Source organism: Fulvimonas soli (genome assembly GCF_003148905.1).
Taxonomy (GTDB): domain Bacteria; phylum Pseudomonadota; class Gammaproteobacteria; order Xanthomonadales; family Rhodanobacteraceae; genus Fulvimonas; species Fulvimonas soli.
The window spans coordinates 1-19,691 of record NZ_QGHC01000023.1 but is presented as its reverse complement, the minus strand read 5'-3'; the positions used below and the strand labels follow the sequence as shown (position 1 = coordinate 19,691).

The window sequence follows — 19,691 nt, the reverse complement described above, 5'->3', positions numbered from 1 at the left end:
CCGTTTCTTTGGGCTACTTTTCTTTGGGCCCGCAAAGAAAAGTAGCTCGGTCGCCGGCAGGCGACCGAAACCCGCCGCAGGCGACCCAGCCGCGGCAAGCCTGCAAAGCTCCGGCCTAGGAGCACACCCTCCAAGAGCGGGAGCGACGCCACGCCACCCTCACCCAACCGGGGCCACGCCGGAAAAAAACCGTCACCACTAATCAAGATGACCCTGGCACCAGCAAGCCCCCGAATCCCCGCCACAGACGGCCCCGATCACGAACACCCGGCAACCGCCCCACAGGTCATATGGCGGTCCCTGTCATACCGCTGAAACATTCAACTCATTTCATTGCAACACGGCCCGATTGCAATACGGGTCCGGGGAATCCCCCTGACTCGTGACTGATGAGGAGCAACCGTGTTGAACGCATCCACCCACCTGACCCGTATCGGTACGGCAGCCGTGCTCGCTGCCGCCACGCTGTTCGGCACGGCCACCGCGCAGGCCACCGACATCACCGGCGCCGGCTCCAGCTTCGTCTACCCGGTCATCTCCAAGTGGTCGGCCGCCTACGCCGAGAAGACCGGCAACAAGCTCAACTACCAGTCGGTGGGCTCGGGTGCCGGCATCGCGCAGATCAAGGAAGGCACCATCGACTTCGGCGCCTCCGACGCGCCGATGAAGGCCGAGGACCTCCAGCAGTTCGGCCTGGGCCAGTTCCCGCTGGTGGTGGGCGGCATCGTGCCGGTGGTCAACATCGCCGGCGTGCAGTCCGACCAGATCAAGCTCGACGGCGCCACCCTGGCCGACATCTTCCTGGGCAAGATCACCAACTGGAACGACCCCAAGATCGCCGCGCTCAACGCCGGCCTCAGCCTGCCCTCGAAGAAGATCACCGTGGTGCACCGCTCCGACGGCTCGGGCACCACCTTCAACTTCACCAACTACCTGTCCAAGGTGAGCCCGGAGTGGGCCGACAAGGTGAAGTTCGGCACCGCGGTGGACTGGCCGACCGGCGTGGGCGGCAAGGGCAACGAGGGCGTGTCGCAGTACGTGCGCCAGATCCCCGGCTCGATCGGCTACGTCGAGTACGCCTACGCGGTGCAGAACAAGATCAGCTGGGTGGACCTGAAGAACGCCGCCGGCAACGTGGTCAAGCCCAGCGCCGACGCCTTCGCCGCCGCGGCCGCCACCGCCGACTGGGCCCGCGCCAAGGACTTCAACCTGATCATGACCAACGCCCCGGGCCAGAACGCCTGGCCGATCGCCGCCACCACCTGGGCGATCATGTACAAGAAGCCGAAGAACGCCGAGCACACCAAGGTCGCCTTCGACTTCTTCAAGTGGTCGCTGGAGAACGGCCAGCAGCAGGCCGCCTCGCTGGACTACGTGCCGCTGCCGGAGTCGCTGGTCAAGCAGATCGAGGCCTACTGGGCCTCCGAGTTCAAGCACTGAAAGTGACCGGCCGGCGGACGGCCGCGCCGTCCGCCTGAACGCGGCCGCCCCAGCCTTCTGGGGCGGCCGCATGCTGAAACGGCCGGCCCGCCGGCCATGCCTTCCACGAGGACCGCGCCCGCCATGTCCAGCCCGCCCGCCGCCGTCGCGGACTCCCTTGCCGAACAGCGCAGCCGGCGCGACGCCCGCGACGACCGCCTGTTCGGCTGGCTGCTGAAAGGCTGCGCGCTGCTGGTGCTGGCCGCCCTGCTCGGCGCCGCCGGCGCCACGCTGTGGGGCGGCCGCCACGCCTTCGGCACCTTCGGCTGGCACTTCCTCACCAGCTCCGCCTGGGACCCGGGCAACGACGTCTACGGCGCGCTGGTGCCGGTGTACGGCACCGTGGTCACCTCGGTGATCGCGCTGCTGATCGCGGTGCCGGTGAGCTTCGGCATCGCGCTGTACCTGTCCGAGGTGGCGCCGGCCTGGCTGCGCACGCCGGTCGCCTCGGCGATCGAGCTGCTCGCCGGCATCCCCTCGATCATCTACGGCATGTGGGGCCTGTTCATCTTCGCGCCCTTCTTCGCCGAGCACATCAAGCCGTTCTTCACCAGCTACCTGGGCGACAAGCCGGACGACGGCAAGCTCTCCTGGGTGGCCGCGCACGTGCCCTTCGTCGGCAAGCTGTTCGGCACCGACTACCCGTTCGGCGCCGGCGTGCTCACCGCGGGCATCGTGCTGGCGGTGATGGTCATTCCCTTCATCTCCTCGGTGATGCGCGAGGTGTTCCAGACCGTGCCCACGCGCCTCAAGGAGTCGGCCTACGCGCTCGGCTCCAGCACCTGGGAGGTGGCCTGGGACATCGTGCTGCCCTACACCCGCTCGGCGGTGATCGGCGGCATCTTCCTCGGCCTGGGCCGCGCGCTGGGCGAGACGATGGCGGTGACCTTCGTGCTCGGCAACGCGCTGGAGCTGTCGCCCTCGCTGCTCGACCCGGGCGCCTCGATCGCCTCCACCATCGCCAACCAGTTCAGCGAGGCGGCCGGCCTGCAGAAGTCCAGCCTGATGGCGCTGGCCTTCCTGCTGTTCGTGGTCACCTTCATCGTGCTGCTGGTCGCGCGCCTGATGCTGCGCCGGCTCGCCCACAAGGAGGGCCGCTGATGGCGACCGACTGGCTCTACCTGCGCCGCCGCGCGGTCAACGCGCTCGCGCTGGCGCTGAGCACGCTGGCCACCCTGGTGGGCCTGGGTTTCCTGGCCTGGATCCTGTGGGAGACGCTGCGCCAGGGCATCGCCGCGCTGGACCTCAAGCTGTTCACCCGGATCACCGCCTACGGCGCCGACGGCGGTCTGGCCAACGCGATGGTCGGCAGCCTGGTCATCGACGCCCTCGGCATCCTGATCGCCACGCCGATCGGCGTGCTCGCCGGCGCCTGGCTGGCCGAGTACGCCAACCGCACGCGGCTGGGCGAGTCGATCCGCTTCCTCAACGACATCCTGCTGTCGGCGCCGTCGATCGTGCTGGGCCTGTTCGTCTACACCATCGTGGTGCTGCCCAGCACCGCGCTCACCCACGGCAACACCACCTTCTCCGGCCTCGCCGGCGGCGTGGCGCTGGCGCTGATCGCGCTGCCGGTGATCGTGCGCACCACCGACGAGATGCTGCGCCTGGTGCCCTCCACGCTGCGCGAGGCCGCGCTGTCGCTGGGCATCCCGCAGTGGAAGCTGACCCTGCAGATCCTGATGCGCGCGGCGCGCTCGGGCATCATCACCGGCGTGCTGCTGGCGCTGGCGCGCATCAGCGGCGAGACCGCGCCGCTGCTGTTCACCGCCTTCGGCAACAACTACATGACCTTCAACCCGCTGGACAAGATGTCCAGCCTGCCCCAGGTGATCTACCAGTACGCCAACGATCCGGGCGACGCGATGCACGCGCTGGCCTGGGCCGGCGCCTTCGTGGTGACGATGTTCGTGCTGCTGCTCAGCCTCGTCTCGCGCCTGGTCCTCTCCCGCAACAAGGTGTCCCATGACTGAGTCCGCCCCCGCCGTCGCCGCGCCCGTGCCGCAGGCCGTCGCCGCGCCCAAGCTCAAGGTGCGCGACCTGCACTTCTACTACCACGGCTTCCATGCGCTCAAGGGCATCGCCATGGACATCCCGGAGAAGCAGGTGACCGCGATCATCGGCCCCTCCGGCTGCGGCAAGTCCACCCTGCTGCGCGTGTTCAACCGCATCTACGCCATCTACCCCAAGCTGGAGGCCAAGGGCAGCATCGAGCTGGACGGCGAGAACATCCTCGACCCGCACTACTCGCTCAACCGCCTGCGCAGCAAGGTCGGTATGGTGTTCCAGAAGCCGGTGCCGTTCCCGATGACCATCTTCGAGAACGTCGCCTACGGCATCCGCCACCACGAGCGGCTGTCCAGGGCGGACATGGAGATCCGCGTCGAGCAGGCGCTGCGCAGCGCCGCGCTGTGGGACGAGGTGAAGGACAAGCTCAAGCAGAGCGCGCTCGGCCTCTCCGGCGGGCAGCAGCAGCGCCTGTGCATCGCCCGCGGCATCGCGCTCAAGCCCGAGGTGCTGCTGCTGGACGAGCCGACCTCGGCGCTCGACCCCATCGCCACCGGCCGCATCGAGCAGCTGGTGGAGGAGCTCAAGAGCGAGTACACCATCGTCATCGTCACCCACAACATGCAGCAGGCGGCGCGCGTGTCCGACCAGACCGCCTTCATGTACATGGGCGAGCTGATCGAGTTCGACAGCACCGAGAAGATCTTCACCAAACCGAGCAGGAAGCAGACCGAGGATTACATCACCGGGCGCTTCGGCTGAAGAAACGCGGGGAACGGGGAACCTGAAGCTGGTCGCAAACTCGACGTTCCCCGTTCCCCGTTCCCGCTTCCACCCCATGAGGCATCCCATGAGCGGCAGCAGCAAAGAACACATCATCAAGAGCTACGACGACGAGCTGGCCCGCCTCACCGGCGAGATCGTGCGCATGGGCGAGCTGGCGGCGACCCAGCTGGAGGCCGCCATCGACGTGGTCGAGCGCCGCGACGAGCGCGCCGCGCAGCGCGTGGTGGCCAACGACGACGCGATCGACCAGCTGGAGCAGGAGATCAGCCACGACGTGGTGCGCCTGCTGGCGCTGCGCGCGCCGATGGCCGGCGACCTGCGCAACGTGTTCGCCGCGCTGCGCATCGCCGCCGACATCGAGCGCATCGGCGACTACGCCGCCAACGTGGCCAAGCGCTCCATTCCGCTGTCGATGGTGGCGCCGATCACCCCCACCAGCGGCCTGGCCTACCTGGCCGAGCTGGCCGCCGCCGAGGTACGCGAGGTGCTGGCCGCCTACGGCGAGCGCGACGCCGACCGCGCCTACGAGGTGTGGCAGAACGACGCGGAGCTGGACGACGCCTACACCGGCTACTTCCGCCAGCTGCTCACCTACATGATGGAGGACCCGCGCAACATCACGCCGTGCACGCACCTGCTGTTCATGGCCAAGAACATCGAGCGCATCGGCGACCACGCCACCAACATCGCCGAGAACATCTGGTTCCAGGTCCACGGCGAGCCGCTCAACGCGCAGCGCAGCAAGCGCGACTTCACCTCCAGCCCGGAGCTGCCGCATCTGGGGGACAAGGGCAAGGCGTAAGAAGCCGCCTGCCTGCGCTGCGGCGGAAAACGGGTGGAAGCCCGGATTTCACGCCGGAGTGTCACTGCATCCATCCATGCGGATGGGAGTCCAGCCGGCACGCGACCTCGACGCCTGTCCGAACCCTCGCCTCCGGCCCCTCTCCCGATGGGAGAGGAGAGCCAGGGCGCGGGAGAGGCGATGCGTCCGCCAGTGAACCCTTCTCCCTCCGGGAGAAGGTGCCGGCAGGCGGATGGGGGGCCGGCTGGAACGGAACCCCCGACGCTTGCCCGTACCCTCACCCCCAGCCCCTCTCCCGAGGGGAGAGGGGAGCAGAAGAAAGATATGGGGATGGCCTTGGGCTAGCCTTCGCGCGTGGCTCGCCGCAGCTGCGCACCGCGCGCGATGCCGTACACGCCGATGGCGATCCACGCCACTTCCAGCAGGAACGCCGACCAGTTGAAGCTGCCGAACAGCAGCGACAGCGCCACGCCGGCCGCGCCGAACACGTTCATCAGCTGGTAGGCCAGACCGTGGCCGTGCAGCTTGCGCGCCTGCAGCAGGAAATACGCGAGCAGCACCAGCGCCACGCCGATGTAGCCCGCCCAGTCGTACCAGTACACGGTCATCGCACGCTCCCCCGCTGGCGCAAGGCCTCGAACAGGACGATGCCGGTGGCGACGGAGACGTTCAGGCTCTCCATCGCGCCCGGCATCGGGATCTTCGCCACGAAATCGCACAGCTCGCGGGTGAGCCGGCGCATGCCCTCGCCTTCCCCGCCCAGCACCAGCGCCACCGGCCCCTTCAGGTCCACGCCGTAGATGGACTGCCCGGTGTCGCCGGCCAGGCCGGTGATCCACAGGCCGGCCTCCTTCAGCTCGCGCAGCGTGCGCGCCAGGTTGGTCACCGCCACCAGCGGCACGCGGTCGGCGCCGCCGGCCGAGGCGCGGCGCACCACCGGGGTGAGGCCGACGGCGCGGTCCTTCGGCACCACCACCGCGGTGGCCCTGGCCGCCGCCGCGCTGCGCAGGCAGGCGCCGAGGTTGTGCGGGTCGGTGACGCCGTCCAGCACCAGCACCAGCGCCTCGCCGCCGGCCGCCTCGACCAGCCGCGACAGGTCGCCCTCGCTCGCCATCGGCGGCGCCTCGTAGCGCGCGACCACGCCCTGGTGCCGCGCCGGCCCGGCCAGCTTGTCCAGCTGCTCGCGCGGGCGGTGGTGCACCGGGATCTTCAGCGCCTTGGCGCGCTCGGCCAGCTCGTGCACGCGCGCGTTGCGCTGGCCGTGCTCGACCAGCAGCTCGCGCACGCGCTCGGCGTCGTTGCTCAACGCGCCCTCGACCGGGTTGATCCCGACGATCCAGCTCTCGCTCATCGCTTGCCTTTCGGTTGCTTGGCGACCCGCCTGCCGGGCTTGCTCGCGGCGGCCGCCTGGGTTTTCGGCTTCGCCTTGCGCCCGCCCCGGGCAGGAGCGGCGAAAGCGTCGTCGCCATGCGGCTGGCCACCCTTGGGCCGGGCGGCCGCGGCGCGCGGCGGCGGATTATCCCCCGGCGGGGACGGGCTGGTGGAGCCGGCGTTGCGGCCGAACGCGCGCCCGATCGCCTTGGCGGCGCGGCCGAACATGCCGGTCTTGCCCGCCTTCGGCAAGGCCGGCAGGGCGTAGCGCTCGACCGTGCCCGGCTCGTCGTAGGCGCGCTTGCTGCGCGGCGGCACGAAGGCCTGCGCCTGCGCGGGAGGCCGGGCCTTCGGCCGCGCCTGCCCCGGCCGCGCGGCCACCAGGCGGAAGTCGATCTTGCGGTCCTCCAGGCTCGCGCGCAGCACCTGCACGCGCACGTGGTCGCCCAGGCGGAACTGCGCGCCGCTGCGCTCGCCCTTGAGCAGGTGGCGCTGCGGGTCGAAGTGGTAGTAGTCGTTGGAGAGCTGGCTGATGTGCACCAGCCCCGACACCTTCGACTCGTCCAGCTCCACGAACAGGCCGAACGAGGTGACGCCGGTGACCACGCCGTCGAACTCCTCGCCGACGTGCTTGGCCATCCAGGCGCACTTGAAGCGCTCGTCCACGTCGCGTTCGGCCTCCTCCGCGCGGCGCTCGCGCTCGGAGCAGTGCACCGCCATCGCCGCCATGGTGGCCGGCGTGTAGACGTAGGCCGAGGGCTTGCCGCCGGCCAGCGCGTAGCGGATCGCGCGGTGCACCAGCAGGTCCGGGTAGCGGCGGATCGGCGAGGTGAAGTGCGCGTAGGCCGAGAGCGCGAGGCCGAAATGGCCGCGGTTCTCCGGCTGGTAGGCCGCCATGCTCTGCGCGCGCAGCAGCACCGACTGGATCAGCTCGCGCTCGGGCCGGTCCTGCACCATGCGCAGGATGTCGGCGAAGTCGCCGGGCGTCACCTCCTCCAGCGGCGGCAGGCGCAGCTTGAACTCGCGCAGGAACTGCTGCAGGTCCTCGTACTTCTCCGCCGGCGGCGGCTCGTGCGCGCGGTACAGCGCGGGGATCTTCTTCTTTTCCAGGAACAGCGCCGCCTGCACGTTGGCGGCGATCATGCACTCCTCGATCAGCTTGTGCGCGTCGTTGCGCTCGGTGGCGCCGGCCGACTCCACCTCGCCGCGCGCGTCGAGGCGGAACTTCACCTCCGGCGTCTCGAAGTCGATCGCGCCGCGCCGGCGCCGCTGCGCGGCCATCGCCTGGTACAGCGCGTGCAGGTGCTCCAGCTGCGGCAGCACGTCGGCCAGCTCGTGGCGCGCGTCGGCGTCGCGCAGGCCGAGCGCCTGCCATGCGCGGTCGTAGGTGATCCGCGCGTGCGAGCGCATCACCGCCTCGTAGAACTTCGACTTCACCACCTCGCCGTCGGCATCCACCTGCATGTCGCAGACCATGCACAGCCGCTCCACCTTCGGATTGAGCGAGCAGATGCCGTTGGACAGCGTCTCCGGCAGCATCGGCACCACGAAGCCGGGGAAATAGGTGGAGGTGCTGCGCTCGTAGGCCTCCTTGTCCAGCGCGCTGTCGACCGGCACGTAGTGCGACACGTCGGCGATCGCCACCACCAGCCGCCAGCCGCCGCCGCGGCGCGGCTCGGCGTACACGGCGTCGTCGAAGTCGCGCGCGTCGGCGCCGTCGATGGTGACCAGTGGCAGCTTGCGCAGGTCGACGCGACCCTCGCGCTCGGCGGCGGTGACCTCCGGCTCCACCTTCGCCGCCTCGCGCAGCACTTCCGGCGGCCACTCGCTCGGCAGGCCGTGGCTGGCGATCGCCATTTCCACCAGCAGCGAGGGCTGCAGGCGCTCGCCCAGCACCGCGCGAATCGCGCCGATCGGGCCGCGGTACGGCGTGGGCGGGTCGGTGATCTCGGCCACCACGATCTGCCCGGAGCGCGCGCCCTGCGCCTCGCCCGGCGGGATCAGGATGTCCTGGTGCAGGCGGCGGTCGTCGGGCACCACCACGGTGACGCCGTTCTCGGTGACCACGCGGCCGACCAGCCGCGGCGGCCGCCGCTGCAGCACCTCCACGATGGCGCCCTGGCGGCGGCCGCGGCGGTCGATGCCGACCACGCTGGCCAGCACGTGGTCGCCGTGCAGCACCGCGCGCATCTGCTGCGGCGAGAGGTACAGGTCGTCGCCGCCCTCGTCCGGGCGCAGGAAGCCGTAGCCTTCCGCGTTGGCCAGCACCAAGCCGCGGATCAGGTCCAGCTTCTGCGCCGGCGCGTAGCCGCCGCGGCGGCCGAGCAGCAGCTGGCCGTCGCGCACCATCGCGCCCAGGCGCTTGCGCAGCGCGTTGATGCCGTATTCGTCGACGAGCCCCAGCACCTCGGCGATGCGCGCCTCGGTGAGCAGCTCGCCGCGCTCCTCCAGCAGCGCGAGGATCGCCTCGCGGCTGGGGATGGGATGCTCGTAGCGCTGCGCCTCGCGCTCGGCGTAGGGGTCGCGGAAGCCGTGCTTCTTCGCGCCGCCCGCCTCGCGGGCCCTGCGCGCGGGCGCCTTCGGCGCGCCGCTGTCTTTGCCTGATCGATTCTTCTTGGTCACATCGTTCCTTGGTTGGAGTGTCCGCACCCTGGCGTGCGGGGAGGTCGTGCGCGGCGTGAAAGGATAGTTGACAACCCTGCGCCCGATGCCTAATCTACGCGGCTCACGCAGCCGGGTCGGCTCGCGCGACCACCTGCCCAGGTGGCGGAATTGGTAGACGCACTAGTTTCAGGTACTAGCGGGTAAAACCGTGGAGGTTCGAGTCCTCTCCTGGGCACCAATTGTAGACGAAGCCCGCCGCCAGGCGGGCTTTTTCGTTTCCGCGTCCGCGCCGCGGCCGGGCGGATGACGCATCCATCGCCGGCGTCTATGCTGGCTGTGTGCCTGCCAACGCTTCCGCCAACCGCGCGCACGAGGGCGATCCCGCCCTGCGGCGCATCCGCTTCCACCGCGCCGGCATGACCAGGCTCGACGCGGGGGACGCGGTCGGCGCGCACGGTTCTCCGCGCGGTTGCAGCGGTGGTGCTGGCGGCCCTGCAGCGCCGCCATTGGAGACGGCTGGCGCGCGGCGGTGGTCGCGGTGAACAGGGATATGCCGCAGCAGGAAGTCAATCTCGCCAACGGCTACCCTGGTTTACCGCCCCTGCAGGAACACTGCCCAGCGACCGGAAGCCCGTGTTCGAGCTGGTCGGAGCCCCAGTTGTTCCTGGAAGGCGTGCACCAGGCGTGAAAGCGAAGGTTTTGCATGCCGCTGCTGCCCCAGCCCGTCGTGGAAACCTGCCTGCGGGTTCCGTCTGGATGTGGATAGCCGGTGGCCGCAATCGCGCCGTGGCCCGGTCCGCATTCGCGGAGATGTTGCCTCGGCAGGTCCTGGAACGCCGCAGCAAGGGCAGCTTCATGGGCTACTCCGGCGCGGTTTATCGACGAAACAAGAACGCCATGCGGAACTTCCTGCTGGACGGGCAGCTGCAGGCGCATGGCCTCCTGGACACCGACGCGCTGCGACGCGCTTTCGACGGCGACGTGGCGCCGCGCGACCGCTCCCTGACGCGGATATTCGACCTGTGCATGGTCGAGAACCGGGTGCGGCACCAGCGTGATGGGCCGGCGTGATCGCTACCGCACGGGCCCATCGGAACCTCTCTCCCGCATAGCTCGCCAACGCTCGTACTGCTGCTGGCAATTCCGACTGCGAGGGCTCACGCTGTGGGCTCTCGCCCCGGCTGGCGGAGCAAGCAAAGTTGCTCCGCCTCGCCAATCAAGACACGGAAGGTGCGACGAGGCGGTCATGCTTCGCTGCTCGACTGCTCTTTCAGAAGACTCGCGATACGGCATGTGGGTGAACGCCTGCGTCGTGATCTGAAAAATACGTACAAAGCCTTTCATTGCGTGGCACGTGCGGCGGACTGAAGCACGTATCGTGCGCATCGTCACAGAAACGCCCACTTCAATCGATACGGTTCGAGGCGGCAGGGGAAGGTCCATTTTATAGGGAGATAACCATGAGACGACTGCTTCACGCCTTGGTCATGCTGATGGGGCTGGTCTCGGGCGGGACGGCGTCTGCCGGCGACATCGACGTCCAGATCAGCGACACCGCCAAGCAGGCCATCAACGGCGCCGGCGAAATCCGTGTCACCCTGCGCAACACCTCATCCTCGCCCCTTGCCATCCACGTGGGCGCGACGCCTTTTCAGATCGTCGACGGCAAGCTTCCCAACAAGATTTTCGAGGTGATCGCCGATGACGGCACCGAGGCACGCTACACCGGCCGCTTCGTCAAATACACGGATGACGACGAGAACTACGTCGTTCTGCAGCCGGGCGAGGCGAGGTCGGCGGATGTCGATCTTGCGAAGAACTACGCGCTCAAGGGCGGCGGTTACACCGTCCGTTACACGCTGATCAGCCTTAGCATCCAAAAGGTGATCCGGGGCGTCATCCAGAAAGACGTCAACGCGAAATACGAGGAGCAGACCTTCAGCGCGAAGATCTGGGTCAACGAAAATCTGCTCGGCGCCAAGACCCTGGGCGAGGTGTTCGAGCCAGATAGCATCCAAGAATGCGATGAGTCCAAGACCGCGGCGATCAACTCTGCGCTCGATGCGGCCAAGTCCATGGCCACGGACGCAATGAATTATCTCTTTACCAATACCCGCTGGGACGGCACGTCGGGCCCGGCCCCTGCCGAGGGGACGTTCTACCCCACGGCACGCTGGAACTACTGGTTCGGGGACACCGGGCCGGCATATTCGCCGGCCCCCGCGAACATGCCGACAGGCTACCTGCCAACGGGATTCATCACGGCCCTGTACTTCGCTTTTTCCTCTACTGCGAACTATCCCATCCTAAGATGCGATGCCTGCCCAGGTTACTCGCCGCTGACGGCCGCCGTGTCCGAGAACACGAACGTGGTCAACCAGGGCAATTATTCCTCGTCCCTCATCCGCCTATGTCCGCATTTCTTCGATCTACCGACCAACGGAACGGACAGCCAGGCGGGAACCATCATCCACGAGATGACGCATTTCAGTCAGCACTATGTGTCGAATGACGAGCGGCCGCAGTGCAGTCCAAGGGCGGTGCCGGTCGAGCGTCGCGTTCAGATCGAAGCGTTGCGCCGGCAACGCCGCACTGGCCGCCTGATCGCGCAGACGTTCGAGGTGTCGGCAACGACCGTCTCGCGGATCCTGCGGCGCGCGGGCCTGAGTCGCTGGCGCGAGTGGGAACCCCAACCGCCGCCCCGTCGCTACGAGCGGTCCGCGCCGGGCGAGCTTATCTTCCATGAGGTTCAGAGATACTACGCCTGCGTCTTGGCATAGCTGCGCTTAGGATCGCTACTCAATTTACGTCGAAACAAGACTGCATTGCAGTTGGATTCTTACAGGGGATACCTCCGCAACCGCTCTTCGTGTCACCTTACGAACAGCGGCGACTGAAGCTCGTCGACACGGTCATGAGTCGCTGCTCTGCTGCTCTTTCGGGGCACTCGCGATAAGCCATGCAGGTAAACACCTACATCGTGATCTGAAAAATACGTACAAAGCCCTTTCATTGCGTGGCACGTGCGGCGGACTGAAGCACGTATCGTGCGCATCGTCACAGAAACGCCCACTTCAATCGATACGGTTCGAGGCGGCAGGGGAAGGTCCATTTTATAGGGAGATAACCATGAGACGACTGCTTCACGCCTTGGTCATGCTGATGGGGCTGGTCTCGGGCGGGACGGCGTCTGCTGGCGACATCGACGTCCAGATCAGCGACACCGCCAAGCAGGCCATCAACGGCGCCGGCGAAATCCGCGTCACCCTGCGCAACACCTCACCCTTGCCCGTCGCCATTCACGTGGGTACCACGCCTTTTCAGATCATCGATGGCAAGCTTCCCAACAAGATTTTCAAGGTAATCGCCGATGACGGCACGGAGGCGCGCTACATCGGCACCTTCGTCAAGTTCACTGACGGCGACGAGAACTACGTCATCCTGCAGCCAGGAGAGGCGAGGTCGGCGGATGTCGATCTTGCGAAGAACTATGTGCTCAAGGGCGGCGGCTATACCGTCCGTTACACGCTGATCAGCTTCAACATCCACAAGGTGATCCAAGGCGTCATCCAAAGAGACGCCAACCCGAAATACGAAAAACAGACCTTCAGCGCGAAGATCTGGGTCAACGAAAATCTGCTCGGCGCCAAGACCCTGGGCGAGGTGTTCGAGCCAGATAGCATCCAAGAATGCGATGAGTCCAAGACCGCGGCGATCAACTCTGCGCTCGATGCGGCCAAGTCCATGGCCACGGACGCAATGAATTATCTCTTTACCAATACCCGCTGGGACGGCACGTCGGGCCCGGACCCTGCCGAGGGAACGTTCTATCCCACGGCACGCTGGAACTACTGGTTCGGGGATACCGGGCCGGCATACTCGCCGGCCCCCGCGAACATGCCGACAGGCCACCTGCCAACGGGATTCATCACGGCGCTGTACCTCGCCTTTTCCTCTACCGGGAACTATCCCATCCTGAAGTGCGACGCCTGCGTTGGACGCTCGCCGATGACAGTTGCCACATCGGAGACCGTAAACATAGTCAACCAGGGGAATTATTCGTCCTCTCTTATCCGCCTGTGTCCGCACTTCTTCGATCTGCCGACCAGCGGAACGGACAGCCAGGCGGGAACCATCATCCACGAGATGACCCATTTCAGCCAGCACTATGTGTCGAATGACGAGCGGGCACCGCCCTCTTATGACTTTTCGGGCACCGCCGATTACCAGTATGGCTATGCGAATACTCACGGGCTCGCGGTCAGCGATCCGGACGAAGCAGAGCACAACGCGGACAACTACGAGTACTTCTACGAGAACACTCCGCCCGTGCAGTGATCCTGCTCCATGAGGCGTGAGGGAGCCTGCCAGTGCCCGGTTTTTTCATGTTCCGCATGGCAGGCAATCCGGCACGAACCCGTGCTACGGCGCCAGCCAGCGGCAGGCACTAACCCACGACAGGGCCACGCTGCCGACCAAGCGTCCATGACACGTCGGCGCCGCGGACGACCGCACTGAGCGCCTGCCCCAGCCGCGGCGCAATCACCGGCCGCCACGGCACCAGGCTGAAGCCGACGCCGTCGTCGAGCATGGCGAAGCGCCCGCTGGCGAGCATGACGCTGCGGCGGTAGGTGCCGGCCACGCGCTGGCCGTCCACGGCGGCGCGGTACTCCAGGCCGGTCCGCTTGGTGCGCTCTATAGGCACGATGGGCTTCGGGCTGATGCTCGGGATGCGTCGACAACCCACACGGCTCGTCATTCCGGACGTGACTCGCCACACGCAGGTGCTGGTGAAAGATCTCCACGGTGGTGGCCGTGACCCGAGCGGAGACCCGTTGCCCCACCAGGCGATGGGGCACGGAGTACCAATGGCCCTGCACGCGTACGTGATAACTGGCGTCGACGCGCATCGATCCGGTCCATTCCCCGAATTCGTAACGCTGCGCCGGCAACGGCAGCATGGCCGCGCGTTCGAGGATGTCGTAGCGCGAGGTACGTGAGCCCGGCAGATGCTTGAACGGGCGCTGGTTCAATTCGCGGACCAGCTCAGCCACCGCCGCATTCAGCTCATCCAGCGAGAAGAACTGGCGATGCCGCAGTCGCGCCAGGATCCAGCGCTGCACGATCAGCACCGCACCTTCGACCTTGGCCTTGTCGCGCGGCCGATAGGTGCGGGTGGGAAACCGCGACGTAGCGCACCCTTTCTCGCGGTAGACTCGGTTAGAAGAGGTGCAAGGGGCGAATCGCGCTACAGCGAGTCGGCTGGACGCATAGCCATCTTCAAGGAAATGACATGGATTTCGTTCGAAGCGTCTTGCTGGTGCTGTGCATCAGCGTGTTCGGTGCTGGATCGGCAGCGGCTGCCGGCGGGCACACGGGGACTGGAGTTTCACAAGTAGGGCCAGCGAGAGCGTCAAGTTCTCGTGGTACACCAATGCCAGTGGTCTTTGCTTCGCCTTCTGCGAACACGATGATCATCGCGAGCGCAACAGTGACGACTGCCTATTACGGCCCTCCTTTCAGATACTCGCTGGGGTGTACGGGTGGCGCCGGAGGGTTCTCGTCAGTCAGCGGTGCAATCAGTGACTGGTGGAGTCACTATTACGGCTGCTGGGGCTACGCATTTCCTTGTTCCTACACACCAACCTATTACCCAAACGGGAGCAGCACTGGGCTATTTGCCAGCATGTTGCTCACCGGAAATTGCGGTGGTGGTGATAGTGTGTATGGCACGGCTTACACGTACAAACCCGCTAAAAACGATGGCGCACCCTGCAACTGCGCAGGTGACCCCATCAATCTCGGCACCGGAGACGAATATCGAGACGACGAAGACGCCTCGCTGAGTGACCTGAGCTTTCACCGGTTCTACAACAGCCACGCGTCCGTGGCGTCCTCCCACATCGGTGCGCATTGGCGACACAGCTTTGACAGAAGCTTGGGATATCTGAGCGACGGAACCACATCGACAGCCACCGTGTTCCGACCGGATGGCCTGCAGGTGACCTTCGTCTTGCAGAATGGCGTGTGGACGACCGATCCTGATGTTTCTGATCGCCTGACGACTCAGACCGATGCGACAGGCACGATCATTGGTTGGCTGTATTTCGATGCCGGCACGCGCAATCAGGAAGCCTATGATGCCAATGGCCACCTGCTGTCCATCACGGACACCAACGGATTAGTCACCACGCTGTCTTACAGCACGGCATCCACGCCAACAAGTATCGCACCTTCTACCGGATTGCTGCTGACCGTAACAGATCCGCACGGACGCTCGCTCAACTTTACCTACAACGCACAAGGTAACGTGGCAACCGTGGCAGAGCCGGACGGTGGTGTACTCAGTTATTCGTACGACACGAACGGCAGGCTGGTGACCGTGACGTACCCCGACGCGAAAACGCGTCAGTACGTCTACAACGAAAGCACGCTGACCGGCGGCAACAACCTCCCGAATGCGCTGACCGGCGACATCGACGAATCCGGCACCCGCTTTACCAGCATCGGTTACAACGCCAGCGGTCAAGCCACGATGTCGATGCTGGCCTCAAACATCGACAAGACCCAGGTCACCTACAACAGCGCCGGCACAACCTCAGTGACTTACCCTACGGGCGCTCAGGCCACACTGGGCTTTGTCATCCCGAACGGCTCCATGCATACCAGTTCGGTGAGTGCCCCTTGTGGTGCTGCCTGTGGGCAGCCGAATGCAGCGGCTACTTTCGACAGCAATGGCTATCCAGCCTCGACAACCGATTGGAACGGCAACGTCACGGCCACCACCTACGACGCCAACGGCTTGCTGGATGAAGAAGTCGACGCACAAGGTACCGCCAACCAACGCACTACGACCACCACGTGGAACACGGCGCTGCGCGTGCCGCTGACGCGCGTTGTACAGAATGCCGCCGGCGCCACGGTGAGCTCGACCCAGTGGGTCTACAACAGCACCGGCCAGATCCTGGCGCGCTGCGCCATCGACCCCACCAACAGCGCCGCCTCCGGCTACAGCTGTGCGGCTACGGGCACGGTGCCGGCGGGCGTACGCCGCTGGACGTCCACTTACTGCACCGCCGTGGACGGCACGCAGTGCCCGATCATTGGCCTGTTGCTGTCTTCGACGGGCCCACGCACCGACCTGACGCAGACGACCACCTACAGCTACTACCTGGACAGCGCGACCAACGGCTGCCCGACGCCAGGCGGCGCCTGCCACCAGCCGGGCGACCTGTACCAGATCACGGATCCGCTGGGCCACGTGACGACCTATGCGTCCTACGACGCCGACGGTCGCCCCACCCGGATCACCGACGCCAACGGCATCAACACCGACCTCACCTACACGCCGCGCGGCTGGCTGGCCTCGCGCAGCGTCGACGGCGCCACCACCACCTTCGGCTACACGCCCTATGGCGCGGTGTCCTCGGTCACCGATCCGGACGGCGTCACCACCACCTACGGCTACGACGCCGCCCACCGCCTGGTGAAGGTCACCGATGCGCAAGGCAACTACGTGCAATACACGCTGGATGCGGCGGGCAACAAGACGGCCGAGCAGGTGGTCGATGCGAGCGGCACGGCGCACCGTAGCCTGAGCCGAACCTTCAACGCCCTAGGCCAGCTGACCTCGGTGGTGGACGGCCTGAACCACACGGTGTTCAACGCCAGCACCGCCGGCAGCTACGACGCCGACGGCAACCTGGTGCAGAGCAGTGATGGCCTGGGTATCCAGCGGCGGCAGAGCTACGACGCGCTGAACCGCCTGGTGCAGACGATCGACAACTACAACGGCACGAACTGAGGATGAAGGAGCACTGCATGGAACCGCTTCGCCGTTGCGATCATCGCCTATCCTCTCGCCGGCCCCTCGCCTTGGCGGGCGCCGGCCTAGCCCTCGTGCTGGCACTGGGCGCCACGCCAGTCATGGCCCAAACCGCCAACACTACGACGAAGTACACCTACGACGCGCTGGACCGCCTCACCCAGGTGACCGACCCCAGTGGGCTCAACACCACCTACCAGTACGACGGCCTGTCCAACCCTACGGCCACCAGCAGCCCCGATACCGGCGTCACCGCGCGCTCCTATGACGCCGCCGGCAACGTGCTCACTGCCACCGATGCAAAGGGCATCGTGGTCACCTACACCTATGATGCCCAGAACCGCCGTCTGAGCGTGAGCTACCTCGACAGCACCCAGAACATCGCGTACCACTACGACGAGGCCAACAGCATCACCGGCTGCAGCAGCTCCTACCCAGTTGGCCGCCTAACCCGCATCGTCGAGAACACGGTGACCACGGTGTACTGCTACGACGCCCAAGGCCGGGTGATCGAGAAGCAGCAAATCACCGGCACCGGCACTGCCACCACCGGCTACGCCTACACCGCTGCCGGCCGGCTGAGTGGTATCGTGTACCCCAGCGGCACGATGGTCACCTATGCCCGCGACAGCGACGGGCGTATCCAGAGCCTCAGCGTCACGCCACCCAACGGCACGGCCAGTACGGCCGTCAGCAGTGTCACCTACCAGCCATTCGGCCCGGTTAGTGGGTACACGCTGGGCAACGGGCAGATCGTCAGCCGTACGTACGACGCCAACTACCGCCTCACGGACCTCACCAGCCCGGCCTTCAGCCTGCACGTAGCGCGCGATGCGATGGGCGATATCACGGCCATCGGCAACGCACCCGGCGCGAACCCGGCCACGGAAACCTACAGCTACGACCCGCTGTACCGCCTGACGGCGATCACCGAAGCCGATGGCAGCACGCTGGAGAGCGTCACCTACAACCCAACAGGCGATCGGACAAGCAAGGCCGGCAGCGGCCTGGCGACCGGTGCGTACGGCTACAACCCCAACACCCACCAGCTTGCCGCGACCGGCAACTACGCGCGGAACGTGGATCCCGACGGAAACACCACGACAATCACGGCGGCGAGCGGCAACCTGGGGTTCGGGTACAGCGACCGGAACCGGATGGTCCTTGCCCAGGTCGCCGGCAGCACGGTGGGCAGCTACACCTACGATGCGCTGGGCGAGCGCATCCGAAAGGTCTCCGGTATGACCAGTGAGACCTACAGCTACGACGAAGGGCAACAACTGCTCAGTGAGCAGGGGGCGACGAACCGGGACTACGTGTGGATGGATGGCATTCCGGTGGCGAACGTGGACACGTCCGGCAGCACCAGCACGCTGGCCTACGTCACGGCGGATCAGTTGGGTACGCCCCGAGCTATCGCCAATGCCAGCGGTACAACGGATTGGAGTTGGCCTTACGTGGGCAATGCCTGGGGTGAAATCGCCCCGACGGGCACCGGCTATACGTACAACCTAAGGTTCCCGGGGCAGTACTTTGACCAGGAAACGGGACTGAGCAACAACGTGCGTCGGGACTACGACTCGAGCACGGGGCGGTATCTACAGAGTGATCCGCTAGGACTGCTAGCAGGGCCCAGCACGTATGCCTATGTCGGCGGGAATCCGCTAAGTAACATCGATCCGATGGGGTTAGACGATACGGCTTGCGTAATGAACCCATCGCTTTGTGGTTGGGGTTTTATGAACACCCCGGTTACTAGTAACGTTTCGGTTGGAATAAACGAAACAGGATCCGCAGCTATACTCACCGAGTCAACCGAGTTTGGTTTTGCTGCAGACAGCACCCCAAATATTTGTTTCTATGCCACTACATGCGCAAGTGCAGTGGGACTTGGCGCAGGTGGCTCAGTAAGCGGAGCTGTCGGGGTCGGCACTGGCGCCCTTAGCAGTGGGGATGTTAATACTGCGGGGGCTGGATTTGATCTGGGAGATGCCGCTAATTTAGGTGGAACAGTGCAGTACGATCCGAGTTCCAATGGTTTTTCTGTATCGAAAGGATATTTCGGCGGTGGCGGCGGTATTTGGGGTGGAGTGCTGCAGTGTAGGACGCACTATTACTGCGCGCGAAACCCGCCACCGCCACCAAAGCCACCCAAACCTAAGTGCTAGATCGGGATGAAAATGTTTGATCTCTCAGCGGTATTGAAAGAGCGCAGATTTCTTGGCGTTCGAGTGTGGATGTGTACGTTCCCACTCGCGGCTATAGGTTTTTTTCTTTTTCTATATGGTTACAGCGCTGTTGGCGTGACAGTGTTTATGGCCTCGTGGGTTGGTGCGGCTATCGGCTTCCTTATTCATGTGTCGCGGTGGCGCGATCCCGAGTGACGAGTGTTCTCGTTTTCAAGTTCTGGAAAACGCCTTGGTTTCGATAGAAAAGCTCGGAAGAGGTCGGCGTCACTTGCGTGGACTCATGGTGTTGCAACTGGATGAGTCGGAACTTGAACGCCCGCTTTGCGCGGGCGTTCCTCTTTATTGAGCAGCTATGCCGGTCTGGCCAGTGCCGCCTCGATCGCTACCTTGTCGTGGTGCGACAGCGCTTCGGCCTGGGCCTGCGCATCAAGGTAGGCCTAGCGCAGCCGCTCGATCGTAAGCGTCCGCCGAAGCCACCTACCCTGCGCCTCAACAAACCGCTGCCCTAGGCCTCTTTGCAGCAGAGGCGAGGCGATGGATATCGAGGTGGTGTGCGGCTCGACGGGATCGAAGATCGAGATGTACTGGGTGGTGGGTGCGCCGGTGGATTTTCGCTGCGGCGCGGAGC

General features: G+C 65.6%; 15 protein-coding genes, 1 tRNA gene and 1 pseudogene. 12 read left to right on the top strand and 5 right to left on the bottom strand.

The features are described 5' to 3' along the window. Window positions 1–423: 423 nt before the first annotated feature. The 5 genes from pstS (at window position 424) to phoU (ending at window position 5,074) form a co-directional block, all read left to right on the top strand. Complete coding sequence (pstS, locus tag C7456_RS16410) at window positions 424–1,440, top strand: phosphate ABC transporter substrate-binding protein PstS (protein WP_109724884.1); 1,017 nt, start codon at window positions 424–426, stop codon at window positions 1,438–1,440. Window positions 1,441–1,563: 123 nt separating this feature from the next. Then, the gene (gene pstC, locus C7456_RS16405) at window positions 1,564–2,580 is read left to right on the top strand and encodes a phosphate ABC transporter permease subunit PstC (RefSeq protein ID WP_109724883.1); all 1,017 of its coding nucleotides are present in this window, start codon (window positions 1,564–1,566) and stop codon (window positions 2,578–2,580) included. Next, entirely contained in the window at window positions 2,580–3,452 is an 873-nt protein-coding gene (pstA, locus tag C7456_RS16400) for a phosphate ABC transporter permease PstA (protein ID WP_109724882.1), read from the top strand. Before pstC ends, pstA begins: the two co-directional genes overlap by 1 nt. Continuing rightward, entirely contained in the window at window positions 3,445–4,248 is an 804-nt protein-coding gene (gene pstB, locus C7456_RS16395) for a phosphate ABC transporter ATP-binding protein PstB (RefSeq protein ID WP_109724881.1), read from the top strand. Before pstA ends, pstB begins: the two co-directional genes overlap by 8 nt. Before the next feature lie 88 nt (window positions 4,249–4,336). Further along, a complete protein-coding gene (phoU, locus tag C7456_RS16390) occupies window positions 4,337–5,074 on the top strand; it encodes a phosphate signaling complex protein PhoU (protein ID WP_109724880.1) in 738 nt (245 codons plus the stop codon). A gap of 341 nt (window positions 5,075–5,415) precedes the next feature. On the opposite strand, the gene C7456_RS16385 is transcribed toward phoU, so the two are convergent. Genes C7456_RS16385 through rnr form a run of 3 tightly spaced genes read right to left on the bottom strand, consistent with a single transcriptional unit; the run spans window position 5,416 to window position 9,067 of the window. Further along, entirely contained in the window at window positions 5,416–5,682 is a 267-nt protein-coding gene (locus C7456_RS16385; RefSeq protein ID WP_109724879.1) for a CBU_0592 family membrane protein, read from the bottom strand. Continuing rightward, window positions 5,679–6,425 carry a 23S rRNA (guanosine(2251)-2'-O)-methyltransferase RlmB gene (rlmB, locus tag C7456_RS16380; protein WP_109724878.1) on the bottom strand — a complete coding sequence of 249 codons (747 nt, stop codon included), beginning with the start codon at window positions 6,423–6,425 and terminating at the stop codon, window positions 5,679–5,681. The genes C7456_RS16385 and rlmB overlap by 4 nt, the downstream gene beginning before the upstream one ends. Beyond that, a complete protein-coding gene (gene rnr, locus C7456_RS16375) occupies window positions 6,422–9,067 on the bottom strand; it encodes a ribonuclease R (RefSeq protein WP_425454644.1) in 2,646 nt (881 codons plus the stop codon). The genes rlmB and rnr overlap by 4 nt, the downstream gene beginning before the upstream one ends. 135 nt (window positions 9,068–9,202) lie before the next feature. Between rnr and C7456_RS16370 the strand changes: the two genes are divergently transcribed. The 4 genes from C7456_RS16370 to C7456_RS16355 all read left to right on the top strand — a co-directional run bounded on the left by C7456_RS16370 (window position 9,203) and on the right by C7456_RS16355 (window position 13,387). After that, window positions 9,203–9,287: transfer RNA gene (locus C7456_RS16370), tRNA-Leu, on the top strand. A gap of 446 nt (window positions 9,288–9,733) precedes the next feature. After that, window positions 9,734–10,120 (top strand): asparagine synthase-related protein, encoded by a 387-nt coding sequence (locus C7456_RS16365; protein WP_281268535.1) that lies wholly within the window; start codon window positions 9,734–9,736, stop codon window positions 10,118–10,120. Between the two features lie 389 nt (window positions 10,121–10,509). Further along, window positions 10,510–11,829 carry a M35 family metallo-endopeptidase gene (locus tag C7456_RS16360; protein ID WP_109724876.1) on the top strand — a complete coding sequence of 440 codons (1,320 nt, stop codon included), beginning with the start codon at window positions 10,510–10,512 and terminating at the stop codon, window positions 11,827–11,829. 349 nt (window positions 11,830–12,178) lie between these two features. Next, window positions 12,179–13,387 carry a M35 family metallo-endopeptidase gene (locus C7456_RS16355; RefSeq protein ID WP_109724875.1) on the top strand — a complete coding sequence of 403 codons (1,209 nt, stop codon included), beginning with the start codon at window positions 12,179–12,181 and terminating at the stop codon, window positions 13,385–13,387. 109 nt (window positions 13,388–13,496) lie between these two features. On the opposite strand, the gene C7456_RS16350 is transcribed toward C7456_RS16355, so the two are convergent. Then, window positions 13,497–13,808 (bottom strand): DUF3363 domain-containing protein, encoded by a 312-nt coding sequence (locus C7456_RS16350; RefSeq protein WP_109724874.1) that lies wholly within the window; start codon window positions 13,806–13,808, stop codon window positions 13,497–13,499. 55 nt (window positions 13,809–13,863) lie between these two features. Next, window positions 13,864–13,959: pseudogene (locus C7456_RS17765) on the bottom strand (Mu transposase domain-containing protein); the annotation flags it as partial. 776 nt (window positions 13,960–14,735) lie between these two features. On the opposite strand from C7456_RS17765, the gene C7456_RS16345 reads away from it, so the two are divergent. The 3 genes from C7456_RS16345 to C7456_RS17020 all read left to right on the top strand — a co-directional run bounded on the left by C7456_RS16345 (window position 14,736) and on the right by C7456_RS17020 (window position 19,572). Next, on the top strand, window positions 14,736–16,853 hold the full coding sequence (locus C7456_RS16345; protein ID WP_170120243.1) for a DUF6531 domain-containing protein: 2,118 nt from the start codon (window positions 14,736–14,738) through the stop codon (window positions 16,851–16,853). 17 nt (window positions 16,854–16,870) lie between these two features. Further along, window positions 16,871–19,042 (top strand): RHS repeat-associated core domain-containing protein, encoded by a 2,172-nt coding sequence (locus tag C7456_RS16340; RefSeq protein ID WP_170120242.1) that lies wholly within the window; start codon window positions 16,871–16,873, stop codon window positions 19,040–19,042. 329 nt (window positions 19,043–19,371) lie between these two features. Next, window positions 19,372–19,572: a hypothetical protein gene (locus C7456_RS17020; protein WP_139942939.1), complete on the top strand. Its 201-nt coding sequence runs from the start codon at window positions 19,372–19,374 to the stop codon at window positions 19,570–19,572. Window positions 19,573–19,691 lie beyond the last annotated feature (119 nt).